The organism is Roseibium sp. AWQ4_254 (assembly GCF_056161025.1).
In genome coordinates this window covers 40,950-65,813 of sequence record NZ_JBSWYH010000011.1, presented here as the reverse complement: position 1 = coordinate 65,813, position 24,864 = coordinate 40,950, and the positions used below count along the sequence as shown (strand labels likewise).

22 protein-coding genes and 1 tRNA gene are annotated in these 24,864 nt (G+C 60.8%); 14 read left to right on the top strand and 9 right to left on the bottom strand.

The window, feature by feature from the left end:
* The first annotated feature begins 68 nt into the window (after nt 1-68).
* The 3 genes from ACXAIC_RS10405 to ACXAIC_RS10395 all read left to right on the top strand — a co-directional run bounded on the left by ACXAIC_RS10405 (nt 69) and on the right by ACXAIC_RS10395 (nt 1,844).
* Complete coding sequence (locus tag ACXAIC_RS10405; protein ID WP_475177388.1) at nt 69-455, top strand: phasin; 387 nt, start codon at nt 69-71, stop codon at nt 453-455.
* Nucleotides 456-1,054: 599 nt separating this feature from the next.
* Entirely contained in the window at nt 1,055-1,570 is a 516-nt protein-coding gene (locus ACXAIC_RS10400; protein WP_475177385.1) for a phasin, read from the top strand.
* A 197-nt stretch (nt 1,571-1,767) separates the two neighbouring features.
* A tRNA-His gene (locus tag ACXAIC_RS10395) sits at nt 1,768-1,844 on the top strand.
* Nucleotides 1,845-2,026: 182 nt separating this feature from the next.
* Here ACXAIC_RS10395 and ACXAIC_RS10390 read toward each other — a convergent pair.
* The gene (locus tag ACXAIC_RS10390) at nt 2,027-2,149 is read right to left on the bottom strand and encodes a hypothetical protein (protein WP_475177379.1); all 123 of its coding nucleotides are present in this window, start codon (nt 2,147-2,149) and stop codon (nt 2,027-2,029) included.
* A gap of 632 nt (nt 2,150-2,781) precedes the next feature.
* Between ACXAIC_RS10390 and ACXAIC_RS10385 the strand changes: the two genes are divergently transcribed.
* Nucleotides 2,782-3,282: a hypothetical protein gene (locus ACXAIC_RS10385; RefSeq protein WP_475177374.1), complete on the top strand. Its 501-nt coding sequence runs from the start codon at nt 2,782-2,784 to the stop codon at nt 3,280-3,282.
* A gap of 68 nt (nt 3,283-3,350) precedes the next feature.
* On the opposite strand, the gene ACXAIC_RS10380 is transcribed toward ACXAIC_RS10385, so the two are convergent.
* From ACXAIC_RS10380 to ACXAIC_RS10370, 3 genes are all read right to left on the bottom strand, one after another.
* Nucleotides 3,351-3,656, bottom strand: a complete 306-nt coding sequence (locus tag ACXAIC_RS10380; protein WP_475177371.1) for a GNAT family N-acetyltransferase — start codon at nt 3,654-3,656, stop codon at nt 3,351-3,353.
* Nucleotides 3,657-3,920: 264 nt separating this feature from the next.
* Entirely contained in the window at nt 3,921-4,625 is a 705-nt protein-coding gene (locus tag ACXAIC_RS10375; RefSeq protein ID WP_475177367.1) for a pirin family protein, read from the bottom strand.
* Nucleotides 4,626-4,768: 143 nt separating this feature from the next.
* A complete protein-coding gene (locus tag ACXAIC_RS10370) occupies nt 4,769-5,332 on the bottom strand; it encodes a DUF3291 domain-containing protein (RefSeq protein WP_475177363.1) in 564 nt (187 codons plus the stop codon).
* Between the two features lie 220 nt (nt 5,333-5,552).
* Here ACXAIC_RS10370 and ACXAIC_RS10365 point away from each other — a divergent pair, with 220 nt between their 5' ends.
* From ACXAIC_RS10365 to ACXAIC_RS10355, 3 genes are all read left to right on the top strand, one after another.
* On the top strand, nt 5,553-6,380 hold the full coding sequence (locus tag ACXAIC_RS10365; protein ID WP_475177358.1) for a sulfite exporter TauE/SafE family protein: 828 nt from the start codon (nt 5,553-5,555) through the stop codon (nt 6,378-6,380).
* Nucleotides 6,381-6,607: 227 nt separating this feature from the next.
* Nucleotides 6,608-7,309 (top strand): AzlC family ABC transporter permease, encoded by a 702-nt coding sequence (locus tag ACXAIC_RS10360; protein WP_475177353.1) that lies wholly within the window; start codon nt 6,608-6,610, stop codon nt 7,307-7,309.
* Complete coding sequence (locus ACXAIC_RS10355; protein WP_475177349.1) at nt 7,302-7,622, top strand: AzlD family protein; 321 nt, start codon at nt 7,302-7,304, stop codon at nt 7,620-7,622. Before ACXAIC_RS10360 ends, ACXAIC_RS10355 begins: the two co-directional genes overlap by 8 nt.
* 54 nt (nt 7,623-7,676) lie before the next feature.
* Here ACXAIC_RS10355 and ACXAIC_RS10350 read toward each other — a convergent pair whose 3' ends face one another.
* Complete coding sequence (locus ACXAIC_RS10350) at nt 7,677-9,224, bottom strand: bifunctional aminoglycoside phosphotransferase/ATP-binding protein (protein WP_475177343.1); 1,548 nt, start codon at nt 9,222-9,224, stop codon at nt 7,677-7,679.
* A 250-nt stretch (nt 9,225-9,474) separates the two neighbouring features.
* Between ACXAIC_RS10350 and ACXAIC_RS10345 the strand changes: the two genes are divergently transcribed.
* On the top strand, nt 9,475-9,858 hold the full coding sequence (locus ACXAIC_RS10345) for a hypothetical protein (protein WP_475177337.1): 384 nt from the start codon (nt 9,475-9,477) through the stop codon (nt 9,856-9,858).
* A gap of 245 nt (nt 9,859-10,103) precedes the next feature.
* Entirely contained in the window at nt 10,104-11,768 is a 1,665-nt protein-coding gene (locus tag ACXAIC_RS10340) for a thiamine pyrophosphate-binding protein (protein ID WP_475177332.1), read from the top strand.
* A gap of 42 nt (nt 11,769-11,810) precedes the next feature.
* Here ACXAIC_RS10340 and ACXAIC_RS10335 read toward each other — a convergent pair whose 3' ends face one another.
* Together ACXAIC_RS10335 and ACXAIC_RS10330 are read right to left on the bottom strand one after the other, a co-directional pair.
* The gene (locus ACXAIC_RS10335) at nt 11,811-14,540 is read right to left on the bottom strand and encodes a bifunctional acetate--CoA ligase family protein/GNAT family N-acetyltransferase (RefSeq protein WP_475177327.1); all 2,730 of its coding nucleotides are present in this window, start codon (nt 14,538-14,540) and stop codon (nt 11,811-11,813) included.
* A gap of 297 nt (nt 14,541-14,837) precedes the next feature.
* Nucleotides 14,838-15,671, bottom strand: a complete 834-nt coding sequence (locus ACXAIC_RS10330; protein ID WP_475177322.1) for a universal stress protein — start codon at nt 15,669-15,671, stop codon at nt 14,838-14,840.
* A gap of 179 nt (nt 15,672-15,850) precedes the next feature.
* Here ACXAIC_RS10330 and ACXAIC_RS10325 point away from each other — a divergent pair, with 179 nt between their 5' ends.
* The 5 genes from ACXAIC_RS10325 (at nt 15,851) to ACXAIC_RS10305 (ending at nt 22,377) form a co-directional block, all read left to right on the top strand.
* Complete coding sequence (locus tag ACXAIC_RS10325; protein WP_475177317.1) at nt 15,851-17,638, top strand: sensor histidine kinase; 1,788 nt, start codon at nt 15,851-15,853, stop codon at nt 17,636-17,638.
* Nucleotides 17,635-19,023: a sigma-54-dependent transcriptional regulator gene (locus ACXAIC_RS10320; RefSeq protein WP_475177313.1), complete on the top strand. Its 1,389-nt coding sequence runs from the start codon at nt 17,635-17,637 to the stop codon at nt 19,021-19,023. The genes ACXAIC_RS10325 and ACXAIC_RS10320 overlap by 4 nt, the downstream gene beginning before the upstream one ends.
* A gap of 180 nt (nt 19,024-19,203) precedes the next feature.
* Nucleotides 19,204-20,262, top strand: a complete 1,059-nt coding sequence (locus ACXAIC_RS10315) for a C4-dicarboxylate TRAP transporter substrate-binding protein (protein WP_475177309.1) — start codon at nt 19,204-19,206, stop codon at nt 20,260-20,262.
* 82 nt (nt 20,263-20,344) lie between these two features.
* Nucleotides 20,345-20,989: a TRAP transporter small permease subunit gene (locus tag ACXAIC_RS10310; protein WP_475177308.1), complete on the top strand. Its 645-nt coding sequence runs from the start codon at nt 20,345-20,347 to the stop codon at nt 20,987-20,989.
* Nucleotides 20,986-22,377, top strand: coding sequence for a TRAP transporter large permease (locus ACXAIC_RS10305; protein WP_475177305.1), 1,392 nt, complete (start codon nt 20,986-20,988; stop codon nt 22,375-22,377). The genes ACXAIC_RS10310 and ACXAIC_RS10305 overlap by 4 nt, the downstream gene beginning before the upstream one ends.
* A 125-nt stretch (nt 22,378-22,502) precedes the next feature.
* Here the strand turns inward: ACXAIC_RS10305 and ACXAIC_RS10300 are convergent, their stop codons facing one another.
* Both ACXAIC_RS10300 and xseA read right to left on the bottom strand, forming a co-directional pair.
* The gene (locus ACXAIC_RS10300; protein ID WP_475177300.1) at nt 22,503-23,108 is read right to left on the bottom strand and encodes a DUF805 domain-containing protein; all 606 of its coding nucleotides are present in this window, start codon (nt 23,106-23,108) and stop codon (nt 22,503-22,505) included.
* 177 nt (nt 23,109-23,285) lie between these two features.
* Nucleotides 23,286-24,854: an exodeoxyribonuclease VII large subunit gene (xseA, locus tag ACXAIC_RS10295; protein WP_475177298.1), complete on the bottom strand. Its 1,569-nt coding sequence runs from the start codon at nt 24,852-24,854 to the stop codon at nt 23,286-23,288.
* Nucleotides 24,855-24,864: the final 10 nt, after the last annotated feature.

The following is a 24,864-nucleotide window of genomic DNA, read 5'->3' as shown; positions in this document are numbered from 1 at the left end:
GAATTTTTGGCAGGAACAAATCTCAAGAATTGCGGGCGCCCCCTGCCCGTGAGCCGAGGAGCGCCAAGATGAGCACTGACAAGACCGGGTTCGAAGTCCCTGAACAAATGCGTGATTTCGCAGAGAAAAGCGTCGATCAGGCCCGCAAGGCCTTTGACGATTTCATGGGCGCCACCCACAAGGCCGTCTCCAATGTGGAAGACAGCGCCAATGCGGTGCAGGCCGGTGCGGCCGATGTGAACAAAAAGGCGCTCGGTTACGCGGAAGAGCATGTGAACGCAGCGTTCAAATTCGCCCAGGAACTGGTCAAGGCGGAGAATGTCGAAGACATGATGAAGCTTCAACAGGCGTATCTGCGCGGCCAGATGGAAGCGCTTGGCGAACAGGCCCGCGAGGTCTCCAACTCCGCGAGCAAGGCGGTGCAGGACGCCGCCAAGGCCGCCCAGAAAAAGTAACACCGGACCAAAGCCGGACACACTTCCGGCCCTCAGGGGGGCCAGGCCCCCCTAGCCCCGAAAGGGGCAACAAGACCCTCAGGGTCCTCCGGAAGCCTTCCGGGGGGCGGCAGCAGGGCCCTGCGTCCCGTCCTCAATAGCAACTGTTTCTCCCCCGCAGACCGGCGTTTTCGTCGGCTCAGGCGTGCGGGTGTATCCGGCGCCCCGGACTGCACCCATGGACTGAACCCACGGACTGGCCCCCCGGACTGGCCGCTCTCCCGGCCGGCCTGCAGCGCCAGTCTGGAGCAGGCTGTGGCGCTGGCTTTGGCCCGATGCGCCCGGATAGCCCCCAAGGCGGTAGGGACCCTAGCGCTCCTGACCCTTCCGGCAGCGACCGTCCCGAAAGACCATCCGTATAAGTGGCAGGACGGGAAACCGTTCTCTGGATCATGTGAAAAATATGCAACCATGACGCGTTGTGCAGTGCAAAAAAATATTGCAACGCAGCAAGAGATGTCCTATATAGGGACTGCGGATGACGACAGGGTCCGCCGGCAGATGGACCGGCGGGATGAATTTGCACCGATGATCGCGTCCGGACCCAAGGAGATGAGATCATGACTGACACGACGACGACCGCCAAAGCGGCCCCGAAAGCACGCACCACCAAAGCCAAGACCGCAGCTCCGGCTGGGGTCGCGTTCCCGGACTTTGAGGCTTTTGCAATGCCGAAAATGGAAATCCCGGCTGCGTTCCGTGAAGCCACTGAAAAAGGCATCGAAAACGCCCGTGAAGCTTATGCCAAGGTCAAGACCGCTGCAGAAGATGCGACCGACCTGATGGAAGACACGTTTGAAACCTCCCGCCAGGGCGTGGTTGAGTTCAACCACAAGGCTGTCGATGCGGCCAAGACCAATGCGGATGCGGCCTTCACTTTCATCAAGGACATCATGTCTGCCAAGACCCTTGCTGAAGCCATTGAGCTGCAGTCCACCTTCGCCCGCCAGCAGTTCGACACTCTGAGCGCCCAGTCCAAGGAAATGCAGGAACTGGCCACCAAGCTCGGCACCGACGTGTCTGCTCCGGTTAAGGAAGCCATGGAAAAGTCCTTCAAGGATCTGAAGGTCAACTGAGCTTTTTTAAGCTGAGGGCCAAGCCTGCCCGCAGGCGGCCCCAAAAACCGATGCCCGGGATTGTCCCGGGCATTTGCTTTTCAACAGGCCGGATTTTTCCGAAAATTCGCGCTTGCCGGTTCCGGAAAACAGGGGTAGAAGACGCCCTTGAAAATGGCGGTCCGGGCCCTTAAGGTCCGCGCCACTTGAACGCCTTAGCAGACGTAGCTCAGTTGGTTAGAGCGTCGGATTGTGGCTCCGAAGGTCGGTGGTTCGAATCCACCCGTCTGTACCATTCTTCCAGAAAGTCAGAATTTCGCGAACGCGTGGACCGGGGCGTTGGGATCGGTTCGCCGCTGAAGTCCCGGTTTGTGGACATTTGAACGGCGCGAAGGTGCCAGACTTATCGCCTGAGGCTTAAGGCAAATCCGTTGGAGGCAGGCAGCGCAAGGCAAAGCCGATGAAACGCGATTTGCTTCAAAGACACTTCTCAAAATACATGTTGAAGAGAATGGAGTTTCCGTCGTCTGAGCGCACGGTATAGTGCCCACCTTCGTCCTTTGAGGCCGGGCCCCAGGTGAAGCCCTGCTGAGTTGTCATTTCAGGCTCAGGCAGTCCCCGGAACATATACGAGCGCATCGGCCCCCAAAGCGTACTGGTTCCCGTTTGGCCATCTGGTGTGATGAAGGAGAAGACGAGGCCAATCGCTGGTATCTTCCTGCTTGAGCCTTGAATGGGCCATAAGCCCGTTCCTTCTTTCAGAACTTTTGCCTCTATGCCCTTTTCCGCCAGGAACCAAAGCGACGGCCCCGGACACGTTTCCGCCAGGGCGGGAGTTGAGAGGGGTGCGAGGGTGGCCAGGGCGAGAGTTGACAGCAAGCCAGCAGAACGGGTCCATGTCCTTGAGAAACAGCGCATTGTGAGGCTCCGGAAACGAAAGGGAGAGGGCTGGAAGCGAAATGATCCGAAGGTCAGCGTGACACAGAAATCCCAAAGGCGCATCACAATTCATTCAACCTGAAATTATTTTTTTGACAACTACACCAGCCTGCTTCTGCGGGTATTTGACGGCTGAAGAGCTGTTGTCCTAAGGGGGAAGCAGAATCCACGCACCCGCTCTGGTGGCTGGGCGTGGTCAAGATAAGATCCGGAAAGCGCGGGCGGGCGGACGAACCTCTGCCGGGCTGCAGAGTGGAACGGTTCTGGACTGGTTGAGTAGGGATGGGGGTGACATGGTGAAGGACACGCAGGAACTCAAGATACGGATCAAACGGCTGCCGGGACAGGTGTTGCTGGCGCTGGTCAATGCGACTGCGCTGCTTGTGATTGCGGCCTGTCTTCTGGTGATCGTGGTCCTGAACCGGGTGGACCATGTGGGCGCGCAGCTGGGGGCAACGGTGAGTGAGGCGGCGCTGGCCCGGCTGGAGATGACCCCGGCCACTTTTGAAGAACGCCTGCGGGAAATGGAAGGGCGGACCGACTATCTGGTCTCTTTGCTGACCGCGCCCGGAGCGCCGGAACATTGGGAAATGACCCATCAGGTTGCGCAGCTCAACGAGACCCTGACCAGTGTCAAGCAGGTGGCCGACCTGATCGGCGCTGGCGGGCCGGACGTGCTGGATGCAGCTTTCAAACAGGCCGGAGCGACACTCACCGACACCCTGTTCGTGCTTCGCAGCTGCAAGAGGGCGCCGGAGACGTCAGACCGGGCAGAGTCTGCGTCCAAGTCCTGAAGCTGCGGCCTTACAAGCCGCTTCTGCAGGACCAGTCCTTCTACAGTCTCTATCCATTGAGATTGGTATCACCCCTGAAAAACGTCCGCCCATTCAGGGTGTTTTTGACGTTGGGCATTCACATAGGGGCAGAGTGGCACGATCTTTGTCCCGGTTTCGCGGGCGTCAGCCACCAGCCGCTCCACCAGGGCCTTGCCGACACCAAGCCCGCGCAAGGTGTCCGGAACACCGGTGTGGTCCGCAATGATCAGGTGGTCGTTGACAATGGAAAAGGTCAGTTCCGCCGGATCATCAAATCCGTCGACCGCGGCCACATATCGGCCCTTGGCGCCGCTCTTTTCCAAAGTGATCTGTATACGGGGTGTTTCAGACATCGAGGTCTCCAAAAGCTTGGTCAGACACCAGGTGTGGCCAACCTGCCGGGACTGGATCTGCGGTAAGGGGATTTTACCGGTCTCAACTGAGAGCCTCCTCCAGGGAGAGGGACGCTATTCCCTGGAAGGGGCCTTTTTTGCAGGGGCGTTGCGGCGCCTTATTCAGGCAGAGCGCGTTTCACCGGATTTGCCTTGCGCTGTCTGACATCAAAGATGTCAACGCAAAGGACAAAGCGGTTTGAAACCGGAGCAACGCGATAAGCTTTAAGCAGCCAGATCAAACAGGAGGAACTCGGCCGGTTCCTGAGCTGTCAGGTCGATCCGGCCGGGCTCCAGCAGGCCGAGCCCGTCTCCGGCTGTCAAGGTCTGGCCGTCCACACTCACCTTGCCCTTGACGATCTGGATCCAGGCCTTGCGGCCTGCAGCGATCTCATGGGAGACGCTTTTATCGGCGCTCAGCAGGCTGGCATAAAGGCTGACATCCTGATGAATGATCACCGAGCCATCGCGTCCGTCGCGGGAACCGATCAACCGGAGCCGGTCCTGCTTCTCGCTGTCGGCAAAGGTCTTTTGCTCATAGCCTGGGGCGAGGCCATCTGCTTGCGGAACAATCCAGATCTGCAGGAAATGGACCGGGTCCTTGTCCGAATGGTTGAACTCGCTGTGGCGCACGCCGGTGCCCGCGCTCATGCGCTGCAGGTCACCTGGACGGATCACCGAACCGGTGCCAAGGGAATCCTTATGCTCCAGGCCGCCGGAGACGACATAGGAGAGGATCTCCATATTCTGATGCGGGTGGGTGGGAAACCCGGCGGATGGGGCCACCTTGTCCTCATTGATCACCCGCAGCGCTCCGAAGCCGATATGGTTCGGATCGAAATAGGAGCCGAAGGAGAAGGTGTGTTTGCTTTTCAGCCAGCCGAAATCGGCATCGCCGCGGGCATCTGACGGACGGAAGATCTGGGTCATGTGTCAATCCTTTCCCGAACGTTGGGGGCATGGAACCACTCCATGCGCTGTTGAGGGAAAGATTGGCCCGTTGGTGCCACTTTACAATTCCGGCGTTGATTGACGATTAGTCCAGTAATATTGAACAATATTCTTCGGAAAATCTATTGAATCGCTTTGGGCAGATCCGCCCGCTGCTGGTTATGCCCGGCAATACGGCGGGTTTTCTCGCTGTCCACTGCCAGGGGCCTGCCTGCAGGATCAAATGCCGTCTTGAAGGTGAAGGCAGCGGCTGTGGGCCCGTCATCGCCGAGCCGTTCCAGGTGCTCAACGGCTTCTGCCCAGTCCGGCTTGTGGCCGACCGGAACCCACCACAGCACATAGGGCGGATAGTCGATGGCGTCGTGAAAAAGGGGCCCAAGCCGCAGGATCTTGCCATGGGCGCCGCGGTAAACGGCGGCAAGGGCCGATTCCAGATCCTGCCAAAGGGAAATAGTGGAGGGAGCCCAGCCGTCACCAGTGTCGCTCCAGTATTTGGGAAACACCTGATCCCCCCAGAGCTCCGTGCCCGCCTCATCCTCATAGCCTGCCCGGGCAATAAAGCCGTCCGAGCGTTCCATGGCGGCCCAGATCCCCGGTTCGCTGGAGAAAAACGGGTCATTCACCGGTTCATCCGCACGGGTTTTGAATTGAGCAAATGTATAAAGCGCAAGCCAGTGGCCGGACATGGAATCTCCCCTCAGTCCAGGCAGAACCCTGTCGTGTCTCAAGGCCTTGCGCAAGGGGGGCTCTCCCATGAGATTGCCATTCGATGAGGCTTTGAAACAGCTTCTCCTGCCAAGGGTGTTGACGTGCCCCCTTTGATGGACCATTCCCCTCTGCCTAACAGAATAAACGGTGCAGCATGCCCTCAGCCAGTCTGCGGGACTGGCCGGAAAGGAGACCAGTTTGGACGATCTCAGCCTTTTATCCCTCAGCCTCCTGGCGGTTTCCCTTCTGGCCACCGGGGTGGTTGCCGGGATCATTGCCGGATTGCTCGGAGTTGGCGGCGGCATCGTGATCGTGCCGGTTCTCTATTACATGTTCACCGCGCTTAAGATAGACCCTGACGTGCTCATGCATGTGGCTGTTGGAACCTCCCTTGCGACGATCCTGGCCACGGGCACCTCTTCGGCCCGCGCCCATTTCAAACGGGGCAGTGTGGATTTGGATCTGCTTAAACGCTGGTGGTGGGCAATTGCCCTCGGGGTGCTGGCGGGCGGTACGCTTGCGGGAAATATCTCCGGCGGAGCGCTGACCCTGGTTTTCGGCATCGTCGCGCTGGCCGTGGCTGCCAACATGCTGTTCCGCAAGGACGGCTCCCACCTGGCGGACAAGCTGCCCGGTTCGCCGGTCAAGGAATTGCTCGGCGTGTTGATCGGCGGCATTTCGGTGATGATGGGCATTGGCGGAGGCACGCTCGGCGTGCCCACCCTGACCCTGTTCAACTACCCGATCCGCAAGGCGGTCGGCACGGCGGCGGCGATTGGTCTGATCATCGCCGTGCCCGGTACGCTGCTCTCGATCTTTTTCGGCCTGGGCGCAGAGGGAAGACCGCCCCTGTCGCTGGGCTATGTCAACCTGATCGGGTTTCTGCTGATCATTCCGGCCTCCACCCTCACGGCACCGCTGGGCGCCAGAATAGCCCATGCCATTGACCCGGCCCGGCTCAAGCTGGTTTTTGCGCTGTTTCTCGGCTTTACCGGGCTGCGCATGATCTATGGGGTACTGCTCTGAGGGGCCTGGCGGCCGGGATGCCAAGGCGAATTGCCGTAAAGACAATGTCAACTGACCGAAAGCCGTCAGATCGCTTGCTATCAAACGACATTGGAATAAGGTGCTTTTTCGGATGACGCAGCAGCATCCGTGATAGGTGAATCAAAAGGTTTGATTGGTTTCCGGTCTGTCTTGCGCTGATAGTAAACGCTCCGATGCCGGACATCATTCCCAGTTCCTGGTCGCAAATGCTTGAGAAGACTGTAACCCTCAGCCTGAGAGGCTGCGCGCACGGGGCGCTTGTTTCTGTTCCAGTCTTGCCAGGCGTGATTGCGCTCGGCCTGGTGTTCGGCACGGTGGCAGCCCAAAAGGGGCTGAGCCTGTTTGAAACCGTTCTGATGAATTCCGTTGTCTTTGCCGGGGCCAGCCAGTTCGTGGCCATGGAAATCTACAAGGATCCGCTCAACTGGGCGACGCTGATTGCCATGGTCGGGGCAACCGGTGCTGTCAATATGCGCATGCTTCTGATCGGCGCCAGCCTCAGGCCCTGGCTGGGGCAGGTTCCCGCCTATCAGACCTACCCGGCCCTGTTCTTCCTGACCGATCTCAACTGGCTATTGGCTTTGTCTCAATATGACAAGGGGGACCGGGACTGGGGCGTTTATCTTGGCAGCGGGATGCTGCTGTGGGCGGTCTGGTCTCTGGCGGCAGTGCCCGGCTTTTTCGCCGGGAGCCTGATTTCCGATCCGAAAATCTACGGCCTCGATGTGGTTCTGCCGGCGTTTTTTGCCGCGCTTCTGGTGCCCCTTTGGAAGGGCAAGCGCCAAACCTATAGCTGGCTGATTGCTGGCGGCGTGGCTGCTGTTACCTGGGCACTGCTTGGCGGCTATTGGAGCATTTTCACCGGCGCCATAGCGGGGGCTGTTGCCGGGGCGTATCTTGATGACTGAGGGCGCTTTTTCAGCAGACACCATGTTCCTGATCGCCGTCTTTCTGATGACGGCGATCACCTATTCCCTGCGCGCCGGAGGCTATTGGGTGATGGGGCGCTTGCCGATCACCCCTCGCATGCGCCGCGGTCTGGAGGCCTTGCCCGGCGCGATCATTGTCTCGACGATCCTGCCCATCATCCTGAAGGGTGGCCTTGTGGTCGGTCTGTGCATGATCGTGGCCACTGCCGCGCAGCTCACACTGAAGAGGGAATATCTGGCGGTTATATGCGCCGCCGCCGCTGCCGCTGCATTTCGGGCAGGCGGACTTTAGACCGTAGCATGGTCCTGCGGTCGCAGACCGCAATCCGATTCCGAGGCTCCACAGCTAGGAGACAGGCTGCAGGCGGGGGCGGAGCACGTCCCGCGCCCTGTCCAGCGTTAGCGCCCTGCCGCCGCCCGCTTCAATCCGGGGCCAGGCCAACGTCCCGAGATCATAGCCAAGCTGTTGATCGACGATCTCCACGGTTGCATCTGAGGCATCCCCGGCCCTTGCGGCAACCCGGTCTTTCAGCGTTGCGGCTGGAGCTTCCAGCCACAGCCCGGCAAAGGCGGCGTCGACCGTAAGGGCAATGGCCTGGATCTTTGACCGTTCTGCTTCGGCAGCAAAGACTGCATCAAAAATGGCAGAGTGCCCGGCCGCCAGAACCGCCTGGATCTCGACGTCCAAGGCCTTGTAGAGCCGGTCTGAAGCCTCTTTGGTATAGGCAGCGACCGGGGCTTTTTCGGTCTCGGACATGTTGAGCAGGCGCTTGCGCATTACATCCGTGCGCAGCACGCGCGCGCCCGGTGCCCTGCCAAGCTCCGGTGCCAGCCCATAGGAAAGGGTGGTCTTGCCCGTGCCGGACAGACCGCCAATGGCGGTCAGACAGGGCTGTGAGGGCTCCAGAAACGCCAGGGCGAAACGGAAGTAAGTTCCGGCTTCCTGCCGCTGGCGCTCTTTTTCGGCCGGATCGGACTGCTCAAGCGCAGCGCTGGCGGCAATTTTGGCCCGGATGGCAGCCCGCATCATCAGGTAAAAGGGCAGCGCGGCGAGCCCTTCGGCGGTGTGATCCAGGCGGGACAGGTCCAGATAGCGGTTGAAGACCCGGTTGGCTGCCCGTTTCTGGCCCCGTTCCCACAGGTCCATCAGTAAAAATGCGAGATCATAGAGCAGGTCGCCGGTCGCAATCGCATCGGAAAACTCCACCGCGTCGAACAGAACCGGCGCACCCTCGACCAGCACGATGTTCCGGGTATGGGCATCCCCATGGCACCGCCGGACGAGGCCTTGCTCTCCGCGCTTCAAGATCAGCGGCCGCAGATCCTCCAGCAAGGCGCGGGCGCGGGCCGTCAGGGCCTTGACTTCAGCGGCGGGAAACAGGTCCGGATGCGCATGAAACGCGGCGTCGTTCTGGTCCAGATAGCGGGCCAGCTCCGCATGAAAGGCGGCGCCGTCCCGCACCGGGGCCACCTCATGGGCGGCTGCCATCATGCGGGCCAGGGCATCCGACAGGCTGTCCGCCAGCGGGCCCTGATGCGCCAGCGCGTCCAGCTCGTTTTCCTGGTCAAACCGGGTCATCTCCACCACCCACTCGACCGGGTCTCCCGGACCGTTAAGCGCCAGCTGGCCATCGCCGCTGCGGGTGACAGGCAGAGCCTGACGGTAAATCTGTGGCGCGTTTGCCTTGTTGCAGCTGATCTCCGCCTTGCAGGCCGCTTCCCGAAGCGTCAGCGTCGAATAGTCCAGAAAAGGGAAGCTGACCGCACGTTTGACCTTGTAGGCACGGCTGTCCGTTAAAAAGATCACATTGGCGTGGGTGTCGATCCGCTGAACCGGAGAGCGGCTGTCCAGATGCTGAAGAAATGCAAACACCTCGTTCTGGGACTGGACCATCTCATTTCCCTGTCGTTGCGTGACACTCTGACTGACGTTTGGGCAGATACTCAACACCCTTTGGGACAAAAGGGATTTGACCCTGCTCAATGCTGATGGGCCGGGATGTGACACAAATAAGGGACTGTGTCATTAGAGCGCTTCGCGCTCCAATGGATTCAAACCGGTTTGTCGTTTGCGTTGGCATCTTTGATGTCAGGCAGCGGCAGGCAAACCCGAAGAATGGCGGCTTGCGTCAGAGGAGGACCCCATGAGCATCCACCCGGCCCTGAAGAAGGTCAGGTTGAACCTGGCCCGGACAAAAGACTTTCCCAACGGCTCGGCGCAGCATGGCTATGAATTTACTGCGCCGCTGGATGAGACCGGTCATATCGATGCCGGGCTTTGGAAAAAGGAACGGGACCATTGCCGCGTGCGCCGTTTTTGGGGCAGCGAAGAAGAGGAAGTCGGCCATCTGATTCACCGGCCGGGCGGTTCCTGGGCGTTCCACTATGATATTGACGGCGATGATGATGATGAGGCGGGCTACCGGTTCGGCGCCCATGCTTTCAATCCGGGGGAATATGTCTCCATCAAGGACGAAGACGGCGACATGCACACCTTTCAGGTGGTGACGGTTCAGCCGTTGCAATAGGCCGGGCTGCGGCCCCACCGCTCAAAGACGCTGCCACTGGCCGGTGGTGCCGCGATCTGTGCCTGGTCACGGGTGTTTGGGTATGGTCGCTTGCCTATGGGGATCTTCCGATAGGCATTGGGTGCAGGTTCAATCCATATCAGAATGATCTCATTGCGAATAAATCTGATTTTTGGCTCTGACGGGCGGGTCTTTCATACGCTATAGAATGACCTATCAGAGTGTTGGCAATCGGGAATGAGCATATGGACCAGAAAACCGGCGGCGAATTGTTGGTGGACGCGCTGGAGCGCCATGGGGCGGAACGGGTGTTCTGTGTGCCGGGCGAAAGCTATCTGGCCGTTCTCGATGCGCTCTATGATGCGTCCATTCCCGTGACCGTCTGCCGCCAGGAAGGCGGCGCAGCGATGATGGCCGACGCCTATGGCAAGCTTACCGGCAAGCCGGGCATCTGCATGGTCACTCGTGGTCCTGGCGCCACCAATGCCTCGGCCGGTGTGCATGTGGCAGCGCAGGATTCCACGCCGATGATCCTCTTCATCGGCCAGATCGAGCGCGGCATGCGCGAGCGTGAAGCGTTTCAGGAGGTCGATTACCGGCAGATGTTCGGTGGCATTGCCAAATGGGTCGCTGAAATCGACCATGCGGACCGGGTCCCCGAGTTTTTGTCTCGCGCCTATCATGTGGCCACCTCCGGCCGTCCGGGCCCGGTGGTGCTGGCTCTGCCGGAAGACATGCTGGTCGAAACGGCGGCCGTTTCCCAGCCGCCGGCCTGGAAGCAGGTGGAAACCCATCCGGGCCTGAGCCAGATGGCAGATCTGCAAAAGCGGCTCTGGGCGGCCGAGCGGCCCGTGGCGATCCTTGGCGGCAGCAGCTGGTCGGAAGAGGCGGTTGCCGCCTTCACCCGCTTTGCCGAGCGCTTCGATTTGCCCGTAGCCTGTTCTTTCCGCCGTCAGATGCTGTTCGACAATCTGCATCAAAATTATGCCGGGGACGTGGGCATTGGCATCAATCCCAAACTGGCCACGCGGATCAAGGCGTCCGATCTTGTCCTGCTTGTGGGCGGGCGCCTGTCGGAAATGCCCAGCCAGTCCTACACGCTGCTGGACATCCCGTCCTCCGGCCAGCAGCTGGTGCATGTCCATCCGGACCCGGAAGAACTCGGCCGGGTCTATCATGCGGATCTGGCCATCAATGCCAGCCCGACCGGGTTCTGCAAGGCGGTTGAAGGCCTGCAGCCGCCTGCGGAGCTGAAGGGGGCGGGAGAGGCGGCCGCTGCCCATCAGGACTATCTGGATTGGTCCGGAGCGCGGCCCGAAACGGCTGGCGCGCTGCAGATGGCAGGCGTCATGGACTGGCTTGAGGACAACCTGCCGGACGATGCGGTCTGCACCAACGGAGCAGGCAATTATGCCACCTGGCTGCACCGGTTCCACCGGTTCCGCCGCTTCGGCACCCAGGCCGCGCCCACATCCGGCTCCATGGGCTACGGTCTTCCGGGGGCCGTGGCCGCCAAGCTGGCCTTTCCGCAGCGCGAAGTGGTCTGTTTTGCCGGGGATGGCTGCCTGCAGATGACCTTGCAGGAATTTGGCACCGCCTGTCAGGAAGGTGCCAACATCATCGTGCTGGCCATCGACAACGGCATGTATGGCACGATCCGGATGCATCAGGAGCGCACCTATCCGGGCCGCCCGTCGGCCACCAAACTGGTCAACCCGGATTTTGCGGCGCTGGCGCGCACCTATGGGGCTTTTGGTGCCACGGTGGTGACGACGGAAGAGTTCGGCCCGGCCTTTGACCAGGCACGGGCTTCCGGCAAACCTGCCATCCTGCATCTGAAGCTGGATCCGGAAGCCATTACGCCCGCTGCGTCCCTGAGCCAGATCCGCGCGGCGGCCGAAGCAAAGTAACGCTGCCGATGGGCTGCTTTCCGACACCCGAACGGCCGGTGCTCAAGCCTCTTCCGGCACATCTGCAACGGGCAGGGTGACAAGGGCGATGCCGGGATCATCCGGCGACGTGCCGATGGCAAAGCCAAGGGCCTGGCACATGGAGATCATGGAGGTGTTTTCCTTCAGGACCTCCCCCTTGATCGTCTCGATGCCGTCGCTCTTGGCATAGCGGATCAACAGGCGCATCAGCGCCCAGCCGAGCCCGTGGCCTTTCAGGTCCGAGCGCACCATAACCGCATATTCCCCGGTCTGGTGATCGGGGTCCGCATGCAGCCGCACCACGCCGAGCAGGGTGCCGGTTTCCGGATCAAGCGCCGCAAAGGCTATGGCGCGAGCATAATCAAGCTGGGTCAGGCGGACCAGAAACCGGTGGCTGAAATCGCGCACCGGCGCAAAGAAGCGCAGGCGCAGATCTTCCGGCGTAACCGCCTCGAAAAAGGCCTTGAACAGATCTTCGTCCTCCGGCCGCACCGGGCGCACAAAGACCGATCGCCCGTCTTTGAGCGACAGCGTCTGTTCCCATTCTTCTGGATAGGGGGTGATGGCAAGGCGGGAGGCGCCGGTGCGCCCCGGCCGTGTTTCCGGATGGCACAGGGTCATGCGCGCATCCAGCCCGATCAGCCCGTCGGGCAGGGCCACCAGCGGATTGATGTCCAGTTCCAGGATTTCCGGCAGATCAATGGTGATCTGGGACAGTTTGACCAAAGCTTCGGCCAGCGCGGCCCGGTCCAGCGCGGGCCGGGCCGGGCCGCCGCCAAGCAGCCGTGCAATCCGCGTCCGGCCGATCTGTGCCTCTGCGAGGTTGAGATCCAGGGGGGGAAGCTCCAGCGCGATGTCCTCGCTTTCTTCAATGGAGGTGCCCCCTTGGCCGAACACCAGAACCGGGCCGAAATCCGGGGTCTCGGCAAGGCCTATATAAAGCTCCATCCCGTGCCGGTCTTCCTGCATCGGGTGAATGGACAGACCCGCAATGCGGGCCTCTGGATAGTCCCGTTTGGTATTGGCAATCAGCTCGGCCGCAGCCGCCGCAACCGCTTCGGGGCTCTCCAGCCCAAGACGCACGCCGTCTATGCGGGATTTGAAGGGAAGATCGGGCGAGACCAGTTTGGCAACACAGTGCCTTGAGGTTTGGAAAAACGGCTCCGACAGGGCGGCGGCCTCTTCGGGCGTGGTTGCCATGACGGTCGCGATCACCGGCAGGTCATAGGCGGCCAGAACCGCGCAGACCTCACTTGGGTCCAGCCAGCGGCGCCCCTGTTTCAAGGCGGCTTCCACGATGGCGCGCGCCTTTGCGGCCTCGGGGGTGAAGGTTGAGGGCAGGCTGGGCGGGGCCGCCATCAGGAACTCGCGTGACTGGGCGTCCCGCGCCAGATGCATCAGGCTGCGGGCGGCTTCCGCCGGGCTGGCATAGTTGGGGATCTTGGCGGCAGAGAGTTCCGCACGCACAGCGCCGTCGCTGCCGATAAGCCCGGCGACCAGCGCCTTTTTGCGGCCTGTCCGCCGCTTGTCGGCCGCCGCCGCATTGATGACTGCCTTGCCAATGGCAGGAAGCTTGTGAAACATGCTGGCGGCCTGCAGCACCACGGCCCCGTCCACGGCCGGATCTTTCAGGACCCTGGTGATCGCGGTGGTCAGGTCCTCCGGCGACACGCTTTCGCGCAAAATGACGGAGGCATCGGCCGCCGCCGTTTCATCCAGCAGGGACGGGGCGCGGCTGAGACCGGCCAGGTCACCGCGTGTTTCAGGGCTCAGGCTGGCAAAGGCGCCCCCCAGATCCTTCAGCCGGTCAACCGCAAGGCTGGCAAGGCTGCGGCCATTGGCAATCACCGCCAGCTTGTCCAGACGCGGCACCCGGATATGAGAGAGGGTTTCCAGCGCCTCGAACATTTCGTCCAGATCAAACACCCGCAAGAGCCCGGTCCGGCGGAAAACCGTTTCATAGACCTGATCCGTCCGCGCCAGGCGCCCGGCGTGGGTCCGGCCGGTGCCGCCCGTGTCCCGGCTCTTGCCGGAGCGGATCACGATTACCGGCTTGCTGCGGGCCGCCGCGCGGGCGGCGGAAATGAACTTCCGGGGAAAGGCGATCCCCTCCATATGCAACACAATCGAGCGGGTCCGGTAGTCCTGGGCGAAATAGTCGATCAGGTCGCTGAGATCCACATCGATGCGCGCTCCAAGGGAGACCACTGCCGAAAAGCCGGTATTGTGGGATTTGGCCCAGGACAGGGTCGCATTGAGCACTGCTCCGGAGCGGGAGAAAAAGGCGATATCACCAGGGGCCGGCGTCTCGGCACTCAACAGTGCGTTCAGGGTCTGAGCCGGCACGGCCAGCCCCAGGCTGCCGGGGCCGATCAGGCGCAGGTTGGTTTTGCGCGCCACATTCCGGCAACGCTGCATCAGCTCTTCCGGCCAGACTTCAAAGCCCGGGGAGGGAATCAGAACCGCACGGGTGCCGCCCGCACCGAGTTTTTCCAACGAGGCGGGCAAAGCCTCAGCTTCGGCCAGATACAGCACAAGATCGGGCATGGTTTGCAGATCGTCCAGACCCGCTGCGCGGGCCCCTTCAAAAGGAACCTCCCCATCAAAGCCGATCAGGGTCAACGGACGGTCTGCGGCCAAACCTTCCAGGCGCTCGATCAGCGCAGCCGTCAGAAGGCCGGCATGGCGGCAGGGTCCCACAAGACCGACCGAGGTGGGGTGAAAGAAGCCTTCAAGATTGCGAATGGTCACGGACCTGCATTCCTTCCTTGACGTCTACCGTCTGCCCGCTGCGGCGCTGCTGACGCAGACCGGGGTCCGGCCGCACCAGGTTGATCAGCGTCAGACTAGCTGAACCGGATTACAAAAGAAAAAATCCCGCAGACCGGACGAGCGGCGCTGCGGGATGGACGCTTGAAGGCTCTTGAACGGGATTGCGCACCCGGTAAAGAGTGTGCCGCGTTCAGTTGAGGTCGAACCGCTTGGTCTTTGCGTTGACATCTCTGAAAGTCAGACCATCAAAGGCAAATCCAATGAAACGCGATGTCTCTAGTGGGCCATGAGCACGGGAACGGTCATGGCTTTCAGAATTTCCCGCGTGGCACCGCCGAACAGGAATTCACGCATGCGGCTGTGGCCATAGCCCCCCATCACCACAAGATCGTTGCCCTTGTCGGACACCTGATTCAGCACCGTGTCGGCCACACCGGTTTGCGGATTGGTGATCACCTCGACCGTGACATCCATGTTGTGACGGGCCAGATAACTGGCGACCTCAGCGCCGGGCTGGCCCTTGGCCGGATTGGCCTTCTTCTCGATCACCAGAACCGTGATCTTGTCCGCCCGTTCCAGAACCGGAAGCGCTGCATGGATCGCACGTGTGGCCGTTGAACTGCCATCCCAGCCGATCAGCACGTTTTTCGGCTCAAAGGACTGGCTGCCGATATAGGGCACCAGCATGACCGGAACGCCGCTTTCGAACAGGATTGTCTCGATCAAGAGTTCGCGCATGGGCTCAGGCCGGTCCGGATTGGCCTGGCCAATCACGACAAGATCGGTTGGGCGGCAATGGACCAGAACGTTTTCAAGCGGCCCGCCGGTGAGAAGTTCCGCCAGACGGCTTTCATGTTTGGCCCCGGACAGGCGGGCCAGTTCCTCATAGTCCTTTTTGGCTTCATTGGCGGCAGCCATCGCCTGCTCATGGGCCGCCTGCATATAGTCGACGGGCATGGGCGCTGCGGCAAAGGCAGGTACAACCGGCTCAAACGACACCGCGAGGCCCGTGACGTGGGCATCGTGCGCCCGGCCGAATTCCAGGGCGTATTTTGCGGCTGGCTGGTCGCCCGCAAGATCCAGAACGGTCAGAACATCTTTGATAGGCATGAAATCCCTCCTTGGTCAGGGCCTTTCCCGGCCGCGCAAGCAATGCCGCACGACCAGCGGTCCTGCCACCCTAGCCACGGCGTCAGGCAGGCGTCCTTGACGCGCATCAATTCCCGGTGGCAGCGCGCGGCTGCAAGGCGGTTTCTGGCGCGGGCGGAAAAAATACGCCATAACGGGGCATGTCGAAACACTGGCTCATACTGGCCATTCCCCCTGTGCTGCTGCTGGCGGCTGCCTTTGTCCTGACCCGCCTGTTCGTGAGCATGGATCAGGACGGCATTGACCGCAAAGCGGCAGAACGCCTGACGCTCTACCGCCAGACCATTTTGGGCGAATACCAGAAGTTCCGCTATCTGCCCTATATGATCGCGCGCGATCCGCGCGCAACGGCAGCGCTCGGGCTGGGCTCTCCACAGGAAAGCGCCAACCGGTTTCTGGAGGAAATGGCGGAGAATTCCGGCGCTGATCTGCTTTACGTGATGAACGCGGCCGGCACAGCACTGGCGGCCAGCAACTGGCGCGAGGAGCTCTCCCTGGTCGGCCGGAATTATGGGTTCCGGCCCTATTTCAAGACGGCGATGGCGGGCCAGGAAGCGCATTTCTTTGCAATTGGAGCAACCTTGGGAGAACCGGGACTGTTTCTCGCCCGGCCGACGCCGGTCTCCGAGGCTCCAACCGGGGTGGCCGTGGTCAAGGTCGATCTGCGCCCGCTGGAGGAGGCCTGGGCGGAGGGCGGCGAGACCGTGTTTGCGTCTGACGAAAATGGCGTGATCTTTCTGTCCAGCCGGCCGGAATGGCGTTACCGGACCTTGCGCGAGCTGCCGCCCGGGGTTCGGCGCGACATCAATGCCACCCGGCAATATGCCGCCCACGCGCTGGAGCCGGTCAGCAAGCGGCCGGTCGCAGGCAAAGAGCTTGTCACTCTGGCGGGCGAGACCTTCCGCCACAATTCGGCTGATGTGGGGCTTCTGGGCTGGACCCTGCATTTTCTGGTGCCGGTGGAAGAGGCCCGCACAAGCGCCTTTCCCATCTGGGCGGGGGCGATCACCTTGAGCCTGCTTTATGTGGTGGTCGTGCTGGTTCTGCGCGGGCGCCGCCTGCGCGCAGCGTCGGTTGAGCTGCGCCGGGAATCGGCGGATCTGAAACGGCTCAACACGCGGCTGGTGGAGGAAATCAAAGAGCGCCGCCGCATCGAACGCGAACTTTTGGAGACTCAGCGCGGGCTGGCCCGCTCCAACCGGTTGGCCGCCGTTGGGGAAATGTCGGCTGCCGTAGTGCATGAATTGAGCCAGCCATTGGCGGCACTGCGCATGTTTGTCGCCGGAACGCGGAAATTTCTGGACAAGGGGGACACGGGAACGGCGGTTGAGAACCTCAAGGAAATTGATGCCATCCAGCTGCGCATGGCCCATCTGACCCAGGAACTCAAGCGCTTCGCCCGCCCGGGCCAAAGCCGGATCGAGAAGATCGATCTGCGCGAAAGCATCCAGACGGCGGAAAAGATTGTCCGCTCCCGGTTTGAGGAGACAGGTGTGCGTTTGGATCTGAACATGCCGGAAACCGCCTTGCAGCTTGAAACAGCGCCGCTGCGGGTGGAGCAGATTCTGGTCAATTTGCTGCGCAATGGCGCCGATGCAGCTGCCGGAGAGGCGGAGGGGCGTGTTTGTCTGACCACCCGCCAGAGGGAGGGAGAGGTTGTGGTTGAGGTCTGCGACAACGGTCCCGGCATTCCGGAAGATCAGCGCGAGCGGATTTTCGATCCCTTTTATTCCACCAAAACCGGTTCGGACGGAATGGGGCTGGGGCTCGCTATCTCGATCCGCCTGGCGGAGGATCTGGGCGGGCGCTTGTGCGTTCAGGAAAACGTCCCTAATGGTGCGCTGTTCGAGTTGGTACTGCCCGCATTCCAGCAAGGGGCAGGCAGCAGCAATCCGGATTCAGACCAGGAACATGAAGCGGCAGAATGAGCGAAACCGACATCTCCCAAAAGGTTCTGATCGTTGATGATGACCCGTCCATGCGGGCGGCTTTGCGGCAATGGATCCGTCTGGCCGGGTTTGAAACGCTGGAAGTGGTCTCCGCTCGCGCCGCCATGGCCGAGTTGTCACGGGCCTTTGGCGGATGCGTTGTCTCAGATGTCAAGCTTGGGGAGGAGGACGGGCTGTCCCTGCTGCGCCGGATCGGTGCGCTGGACAGTGATCTACCCGTCGTTCTCATCACCGGTCACGGCGATGTGCCCATGGCGGTCGAAGCCATGCGCGCGGGGGCGTATGACTTCATCGAAAAACCGTTTGACCCGGAACACATTGCTGAAGTGGTGCGCCGGGCAGCCGACAAGCGGGCGCTGGTTCTGGAAAACCGGGCCCTGAAACGGCAGATCGCAGAAGGAGCGGGGCTGGAGAGCCGGTTGATCGGCACCAGCCCGGCCATGGAGGCGGTGCGCAAGCAGGTTCTGCATTTTGCCCGTACGGACGCTGCGGTTCTGATCACCGGCGAAACCGGCACCGGCAAGGAGGTGATTGCCCAGGCGCTGCATGATTTCAGCCAGCGCAAGGACGGCCCGTTGGTGGCTGTCAACGCGGCAGCCTTGCCGGATACCATGGTGGAAGCCGAACTGTTCGGCCACGAGGCGGGGGCGTTTACCGGCGCGGACCGGCGCCATATCGGCCGGATCGAGGCGGCGGACAAAGGGGTTCTGTTCCTGGATGAAATTGTTTCCATGCCGCTGGCGCTGCAATCGAAACTGCTCAGAGTGCTGCAGGAAAACAAGGTGGACCGGGTGGGAGGTACCAAGCCGGTGGAGGTGGATATCCGGCTGGTCAGCGCCTCGAATCTGGACCCGGCTGAGGCGGTCGGGAGCGGGCGGCTGCGTGAGGATCTTCTGTTCCGGCTGAACACGATCGAGATCCATGTGCCGCCGCTGCGCGAGCGGGGCCGCGATGCGCTGCTTCTTTTTGAGACCTTCGTGAACCGTCTGGCGGTGCGCTATGGTGTAGCCGCGCCGGACCTGTCGGCCCGGGACGAGGCTTTCTTGCAGACCTATGCATGGCCGGGAAATGTGCGCGAATTGCGCAATGCCGCCGAGCGCTTCGTGCTCAATGCAGATGTGGCGCCGCAACCGCTGGAGGATCTGGTCACCCGGCAGAAGGGACATGCGGCGCGTGAGGCCGCAGGTGGGTTGAAGGAGCATATGGACCGCTATGAACGCGTGCTTATTGCCAGCGCCCTGCGCCGCCACAAAGGCCGGATTGCAGATGTCATGCAAGAGCTCAATCTGCCGCGCCGGACCTTGAACGAAAAGATGCAGCGCCACGAGCTCACACGGGTGCGGGCCGACGCAGTAGACGGTTAGGCGGAATCTTGCCGATCTGAAAAAGTTGTCGGCAAAAATTTGCCGATTTGTGGGGGACTAGCGCCACCGCTTGTCAAAAAAGACAAGCCAATCCGCAGATTTTTACCTTTACCGGGAGACTGGCACGCCCCATGCTTTGGGTCTTGCGGCTTGGACCGTCCCGTGGGGAAAACTTCAGGGATGAGTGTCCAGGAACATGAGCGCCTGATCTGGGAGGATTACATGCTCTCTTCTATGAAGTTTGCGACCGCATTGTCGGCGGCCGCGCTAACTGTTGTTTTTGCCACCGAAACCTTTGCTGCGGATGTGACCTGGAATGTGTCCTTGTGGGGCAAGCGCCGGGCGTTCACGGAACATATTGAAAAGCTCGCCGAAGAAGTGTCTGCAAGGACCGATGGCAAGTTTGAAATCAAGCTGCATTATGGCGGTGCACTGTCCAAATCCCGTGAAAACCTCGATGGAATTTCCTTCGGAGCCTTCGAGATGGCGCAGTTCTGTGCCTCCTACCATGCGGACAAGAACCCGACCCTGACCGTTCTGGAATTGCCGTTCCTGGGTGTGAGCGATCTGGAAACCGAAGTGAAGGTCTCCAAGGCGCTGTATGCCCACCCGGCTGTGCAGAAGGATCTGGCGCGCTGGAACGCAAAGCTGCTGATGCCGTCGCCGATGCCGCAGTATAATTTTGCCGGCAAGGGCGATGCACCGTCCTCCATCGCCGACTTCAACGGCATGCGCGTGCGCGCCCTTGGTGGTCTGGGCAAGCTCATGGACGCGGTTGGCGCGGTGCCGACCTCCGTAACAGCCTCTGAAACCTACCAGGCGATTGATTCCGGCACGGTTCAGGCCGCCGGGTTTGCCCCACACGCGCATCTGGCTTTCAAGGTGGTGGAAGTGGCCAACTGGTGGACCAAGAACCTCAACCCAGGCACGGTCCATTGCCCGGTGGTCGTCAATATCGACGCCTACAACGGACTGCCGGATGACTTTAAGGCAGCTCTTGAGAGTTCTGTTGATCCGGCGCTCGATCATTATCTGGCCACCTATGCCAAAGTGTATGACAAGTGGTGGCCGGAGCTGGAAAAGCGCGGCATCGTTCAGATCGAATTCTCTGACGAAGAACTGGCCGCCTTTGCCGAAAAGGCCGGTCCGATCCATGAAGCCTGGGTCGCCGAGCAGACACAAAACGGCCTTCCGGCACAGGAACTGCTCGACATGGTCCAAAAGACCATTGCCGAATAGCCCTTTCAAATTGGCTTGACCTTCAGCTTTCCGGCGCAAGGGGTGCCCATGCGCCGGAGAGCCCTTCCTGGGGCTGACACTCATGATGACAACCAATCCCGCCGGAGGCTCCGCTTCGGACCGTCCGGCCACCTATATCCGTTTTTCGGGCCTGCTGGGCCTCGTTGAAAACGGGTTCAATCTTATCGCTGCTTTCGCCATTCTGGCGCTCATTTTGCTGGCTGTGGCGCAGGTTCTTGGACGCATTGTCTTCAATTTGCCTGTCCCTGGCTTTATCGACATCACCGAGCAGGCGATGGCGATTTTTGCATTCGCGGGCGTTGCCTATTGCCAGCGTGTCGGCGGACATATCCGTATGGAGATCGTGCTGGGAAAACTTCAAGGCCGCACGCTCTACATTTGCGAGCTTTTGGGAGTGATTCTGATTGCTTTCACTGTCGCGCTGCTGATCTGGGGCTCCTGGTATCATTTTGACCGGTCCTATGTGATCGGGGACAGCACAATGGATATCCGCCTGCCGACCTGGCCTTCAAAGCTGGTCGTGCCTGTCGCACTTAGTCTTTTGTTCCTTCGGCTCCTGCTTCAGATCTATGGCTATGCCCGGCTCGTGGCTGATCCGCAGCGCGAGCCCGTTGAGGTGCCCATGATCGAGAATGTCGAGGACGTGGCCAAGCATGAAATCGAGGAAGCCTTTGGTGAAGAAGCAGAAGGGGAGACCTCGAAATGACACCGTTTGAAGTTGGTCTCCTGATGACCGGCGTCCTGCTGGTTCTCGTCTTTTTCGGCGTTCGTGTCGCCTTTGCTGCAGCATTCACCGGGCTTGTCGGTCTCATCATTCACTTCTCTCTTAAAATGGGCTTTGAGCGCGGCTTTTTCGTTGCTTTGAAAATGGCGGGAACAATCCCCCATTCCAAATCGGTGACCTATTCCCTTTCAGTGCTGCCGACTTTCATCCTGATCGGGTTTCTGGCCTTTTATGCCGGCTTTACCAAGCAGCTGTTTGAGGCGGCAAAGCGCTGGCTCGGCTGGTTGCCAGGCGGCATGGCGGTCGGCACGGTGTTCTCCACCGCCGGGTTCGCAGCCGTCTCCGGTGCGTCGGTCGCCACAGCAGCCGTCTTTGCCCGTGTTGCCATTCCCGAGATGCTGGCGGCAGGCTATTCCAAACGCCTGTCATCGGCTGTGGTGGCAGCCGGTGGAACCCTGGCATCCCTGATCCCCCCCTCTGCCATTCTGGTGATCTATGCGATCCTGGTGGAACAGTCGGTTGGTAAGTTGCTGATTGCAGGTTTTCTGCCCGGGATCTTCTCGGCATTCATCTATGTGGCCATCATCGTGGGCATTTCCGCCTGGCGGGGAGATGCGCCGCCGATCAAGGGGTTCTCGTGGGGGGAGCGGTTTTCGTCTCTGCCCGGAACTCTGCCGGTCGTCGGGGTCATTGTGATTGTCTTTGCCAGCCTCTACGGGGTGAGCATCGGGTCTTTTGAATTTTCCGCAACACCCACGGAAGCTGGCGCCATGGGGGCGTTTCTGGTGCTGATTGTCGCTTTCGCCAAGGGTATGAAAGTCAAGCAGCTTGGGCAGGCCCTGCATGAGACCGCGAAACTGACGGTGATGATCTTTACCCTGATCTGGGGGGTTCTGGTCTATGTGCGCTTCCTGGGCTTTGCCGGCCTGCCGGATGCGTTCAAGGAGTTCATTGTCGCGCTGGAATTCTCGCCCTGGATCGTGATGATCTGCATTCTTCTGGCCTATGCGGTGCTGGGCATGTTCATGGATGCCATTGGCATGCTGATTCTGACCTTGCCGGTTGTCTATCCGGCGGTGATTGCGCTGAATGGCGGGGAGGGGGTGTCGGCTGCGGACAGCGCGTTTGGCATGTCCGGTGAGGCCTGCGCGATCTGGTTCGGCATTCTTGTGGTCAAAATGGCGGAGCTCTGTCTGATTACGCCGCCGATCGGCCTGAACTGTTTTGTCGTCTCCGGGGTCCGTCCGGATATTCCGGTTCAGGAAGTCTTCCGGGGCTGCGTCCCGTTCTTCATTGCCGATGTTCTGACCATCGCCGGGCTGCTGGCCTTCCCCTCCATCATTACGCTGTTGCCATCGATGATGGGGTGACGAGCCGGGCGGCCAGGATCAGCCACCGTTCTGCAGAGATGAAAACAAACTGAGAAAGCGCTGCTGGTGTCCCCCCAGCGGCGCTTTTTTGTTTTGAAGAAGAGCGGCAGACTGGCTGACCGGGGTCAGTCGAAAACCTGCGCCTGGGACTGGGCTGTGTCGAAGCGGTTCGGGCCGGGTGTTCCGGCGAAGAAGCCGTTAGCGATAAAGATGTATATCCCATAGAGGCTGCCGATAATCGGAATGAGCAGGAGCAGCAGCAGAAGGCCTGACGCATCGCGGTCATGGCTGCGCCGGACTTCCAGCGACCATAGGCAAACCAAAGTGGCCAGAAGCAGCAAGACCATGAACAGGCCTTGCACCGTGCCGAAGGCAAAGGACAATATGGCGCGACCGGCCTCTTCTTCCGGCAATCCTTCGATCCGGGGCGACAGCGTCACGACAAACGCGGTCAAAATAGCGGCGAAAACAAAGAAGCGGATCGCTCCGATCATCCAGTAATGCAGTCTGCCTATGCGCCCTTGGAAGCTGAACAGCACACCTAGGCACATGGCGAGCGCCCTGCCAACGGAAAAGCTGTCATTGTCTTCAAAGGCGGCGAGGCCGGGGCCATCCTTGACAGCGCCGTAGGCCGGCAGAGGGGCAGCTGCGGCGTAGGCCGTCTGTCTGCCGCCAATTTGCGGAACAGCGCTTGCTGCTGCCCCGCGTTTCCCGAACTGTTTGCGTTGCATGTACCCACTTGCCCCGTTTGCGATCTGGATATTGTCAATCACGCTAGGGGAAGCGTTTTTAAGATAGCGAAAAGAAATCTGGTTAAATCATGTCTAAGTAAAAGTCGAAAAGCCAAGATGAAATGGCTCTTGTCTTTGTTTTTATTCTGTTTTTTGAGGGGAGGGGGGCAGGTTTCTCTAGAAAAGACTTCCCTGGTCACGGGCAGGTGCTTTGGATGGAGCTGTTTTCCGGGGCTTTGTTTTGCGCGAGGTCGGGGCGGCAGCGTCGGTCATCGCGACCACATCAACAGTGCCATCCACCAGTTCAACCGCAAGCGAGTCTCCGGATGTAACGGCTGAAGCGGAGCGCAGCGGCAGGCCGTTGTGATCGCGCACAACAGCATAGCCGCGCGCAAGCACATCCTTGTAGGAGAGCGACTTGAGCAGTTTCTGCAGTCCGTCGAGCTTGCTCTTGTCCTGTGTAAGGCGGGCCAGGAAAGCCCGGTCCAGCCGCTCGGCAAGGCCGGTCACCCGTTCCTGGCCAAGCTGTTGCTGCTGGGACAGGCGGCCAGGCGTCAGACGGGCGGCGACGGCTGCAAAAGCCTGCCGCTTCTGGGAAACGGCAACGGAGAGCGCGCGCTGCTGGCGCTCGCTCATCTGCCCCAGATCCTGCCGCGCCTTGGAACTGATCCGGTTCAGCAGATGGGGGCTGAGCCGTCCGGCCAGGTTCTGGAAACCCGTCCGGTGGCTGCGGGTGCTCACGAACAGAGACCGTTCGAGTCCATTGGCAAGCGTGTCGAATTTCTGGCGCGGCAAGGCCAGAAGGTCCTGGGGCGCGGGCAGGGCAGCACTTGCTGCCCTCAGCTCCGTGCGGCGCCCGGTGACGAACCGGACCAGGCCGGAATTCAGCCGCCGGGAGCGGTCATCGACCATGGCCATCAGTTCGGCTTTCACCGGCACCGCGATTTCAGCAGCGCCTGTCGGGGTCGGAGCGCGCAGGTCCGCAGCCAGATCAATCAGCGTCCAGTCGGTCTCATGGCCGACCGCTGAAATCAGCGGGATGTCGCTGCCGGCAGCCGCCCGAACTACAGCTTCTTCGTTGAACCCCCAAAGATCTTCGATACTGCCGCCGCCCCTGGCGACGATCAAAAGGTCAGGTCTGGGAATGGCTCCGCCGGGGGAAAGGGCGTTGAACCCGCGAATGCCGTTGGCAACCTCTGCACCGGATGTCTCGCCTTGTACCCGTACCGGCCAGACCAGCACATGAATCGGGAAGCGGTCCGCAACCCGGTGCAGAATGTCGCGGATGACGGCGCCGGTCGGAGACGTGACCACACCAATGACTTTGGGCAGGGGCGGCAGGGTCTTCTTGCGCTCTTCGGCAAAGAGGCCTTCGGCGGCAAGCTTTTTCTTGCGCTCTTCCAGAAGCGCCATCAGCGCTCCGGCTCCAGCGGGCTCCAACGCATCGATCACCATCTGGTATTTCGACTGGCCGGGGAAGGTGGTGATCTTGCCGGTGGCGATCACTTCCAGCCCCTGTTCCGGCTGGATCTTCAGTTTAGAGGCGACGCCCCGCCAGATGACACCGGACAGAACTGCCCGGTCGTCTTTCAGGTCCAGATAGATATGGCCTGATCCGGGCCGGGAGATCCGGCCGAGTTCTCCGCGTACCCGCACATAGCCAAAGGCGTCTTCCATCGTGCGTTTGATGGAAAAGGAGAGTTCCGAGACAGAAAATTCGGCAACGTTGGACTGGGATTCGCTCACGCAGATGATT

Excerpts from the sequence above, each read along its gene's own strand:
- ACXAIC_RS10405 (WP_475177388.1), top strand. The coding sequence starts at position 69 with ATGAGCACTGACAAGACCGGGTTCGAAGTCCCTGAACAAATGCGTGAT.
- ACXAIC_RS10400 (WP_475177385.1), top strand. The coding sequence starts at position 1,055 with ATGACTGACACGACGACGACCGCCAAAGCGGCCCCGAAAGCACGCACC.
- ACXAIC_RS10390 (WP_475177379.1), bottom strand. The coding sequence starts at position 2,149 with ATGACAACTCAGCAGGGCTTCACCTGGGGCCCGGCCTCAAAGGACGAA.
- ACXAIC_RS10385 (WP_475177374.1), top strand. The coding sequence starts at position 2,782 with ATGGTGAAGGACACGCAGGAACTCAAGATACGGATCAAACGGCTGCCG.
- ACXAIC_RS10380 (WP_475177371.1), bottom strand. The coding sequence starts at position 3,656 with ATGTCTGAAACACCCCGTATACAGATCACTTTGGAAAAGAGCGGCGCC.
- ACXAIC_RS10375 (WP_475177367.1), bottom strand. The coding sequence starts at position 4,625 with ATGACCCAGATCTTCCGTCCGTCAGATGCCCGCGGCGATGCCGATTTC.
- ACXAIC_RS10370 (WP_475177363.1), bottom strand. The coding sequence starts at position 5,332 with ATGTCCGGCCACTGGCTTGCGCTTTATACATTTGCTCAATTCAAAACC.
- ACXAIC_RS10360 (WP_475177353.1), top strand. The coding sequence starts at position 6,608 with ATGCTTGAGAAGACTGTAACCCTCAGCCTGAGAGGCTGCGCGCACGGG.
- ACXAIC_RS10355 (WP_475177349.1), top strand. The coding sequence starts at position 7,302 with ATGACTGAGGGCGCTTTTTCAGCAGACACCATGTTCCTGATCGCCGTC.
- ACXAIC_RS10350 (WP_475177343.1), bottom strand. The coding sequence starts at position 9,224 with ATGGTCCAGTCCCAGAACGAGGTGTTTGCATTTCTTCAGCATCTGGAC.
- ACXAIC_RS10345 (WP_475177337.1), top strand. The coding sequence starts at position 9,475 with ATGAGCATCCACCCGGCCCTGAAGAAGGTCAGGTTGAACCTGGCCCGG.
- ACXAIC_RS10340 (WP_475177332.1), top strand. The coding sequence starts at position 10,104 with ATGGACCAGAAAACCGGCGGCGAATTGTTGGTGGACGCGCTGGAGCGC.
- ACXAIC_RS10330 (WP_475177322.1), bottom strand. The coding sequence starts at position 15,671 with ATGCCTATCAAAGATGTTCTGACCGTTCTGGATCTTGCGGGCGACCAG.
- ACXAIC_RS10325 (WP_475177317.1), top strand. The coding sequence starts at position 15,851 with ATGTCGAAACACTGGCTCATACTGGCCATTCCCCCTGTGCTGCTGCTG.
- ACXAIC_RS10320 (WP_475177313.1), top strand. The coding sequence starts at position 17,635 with ATGAGCGAAACCGACATCTCCCAAAAGGTTCTGATCGTTGATGATGAC.
- ACXAIC_RS10315 (WP_475177309.1), top strand. The coding sequence starts at position 19,204 with ATGAGTGTCCAGGAACATGAGCGCCTGATCTGGGAGGATTACATGCTC.
- ACXAIC_RS10310 (WP_475177308.1), top strand. The coding sequence starts at position 20,345 with ATGATGACAACCAATCCCGCCGGAGGCTCCGCTTCGGACCGTCCGGCC.
- ACXAIC_RS10305 (WP_475177305.1), top strand. The coding sequence starts at position 20,986 with ATGACACCGTTTGAAGTTGGTCTCCTGATGACCGGCGTCCTGCTGGTT.
- ACXAIC_RS10300 (WP_475177300.1), bottom strand. The coding sequence starts at position 23,108 with ATGCAACGCAAACAGTTCGGGAAACGCGGGGCAGCAGCAAGCGCTGTT.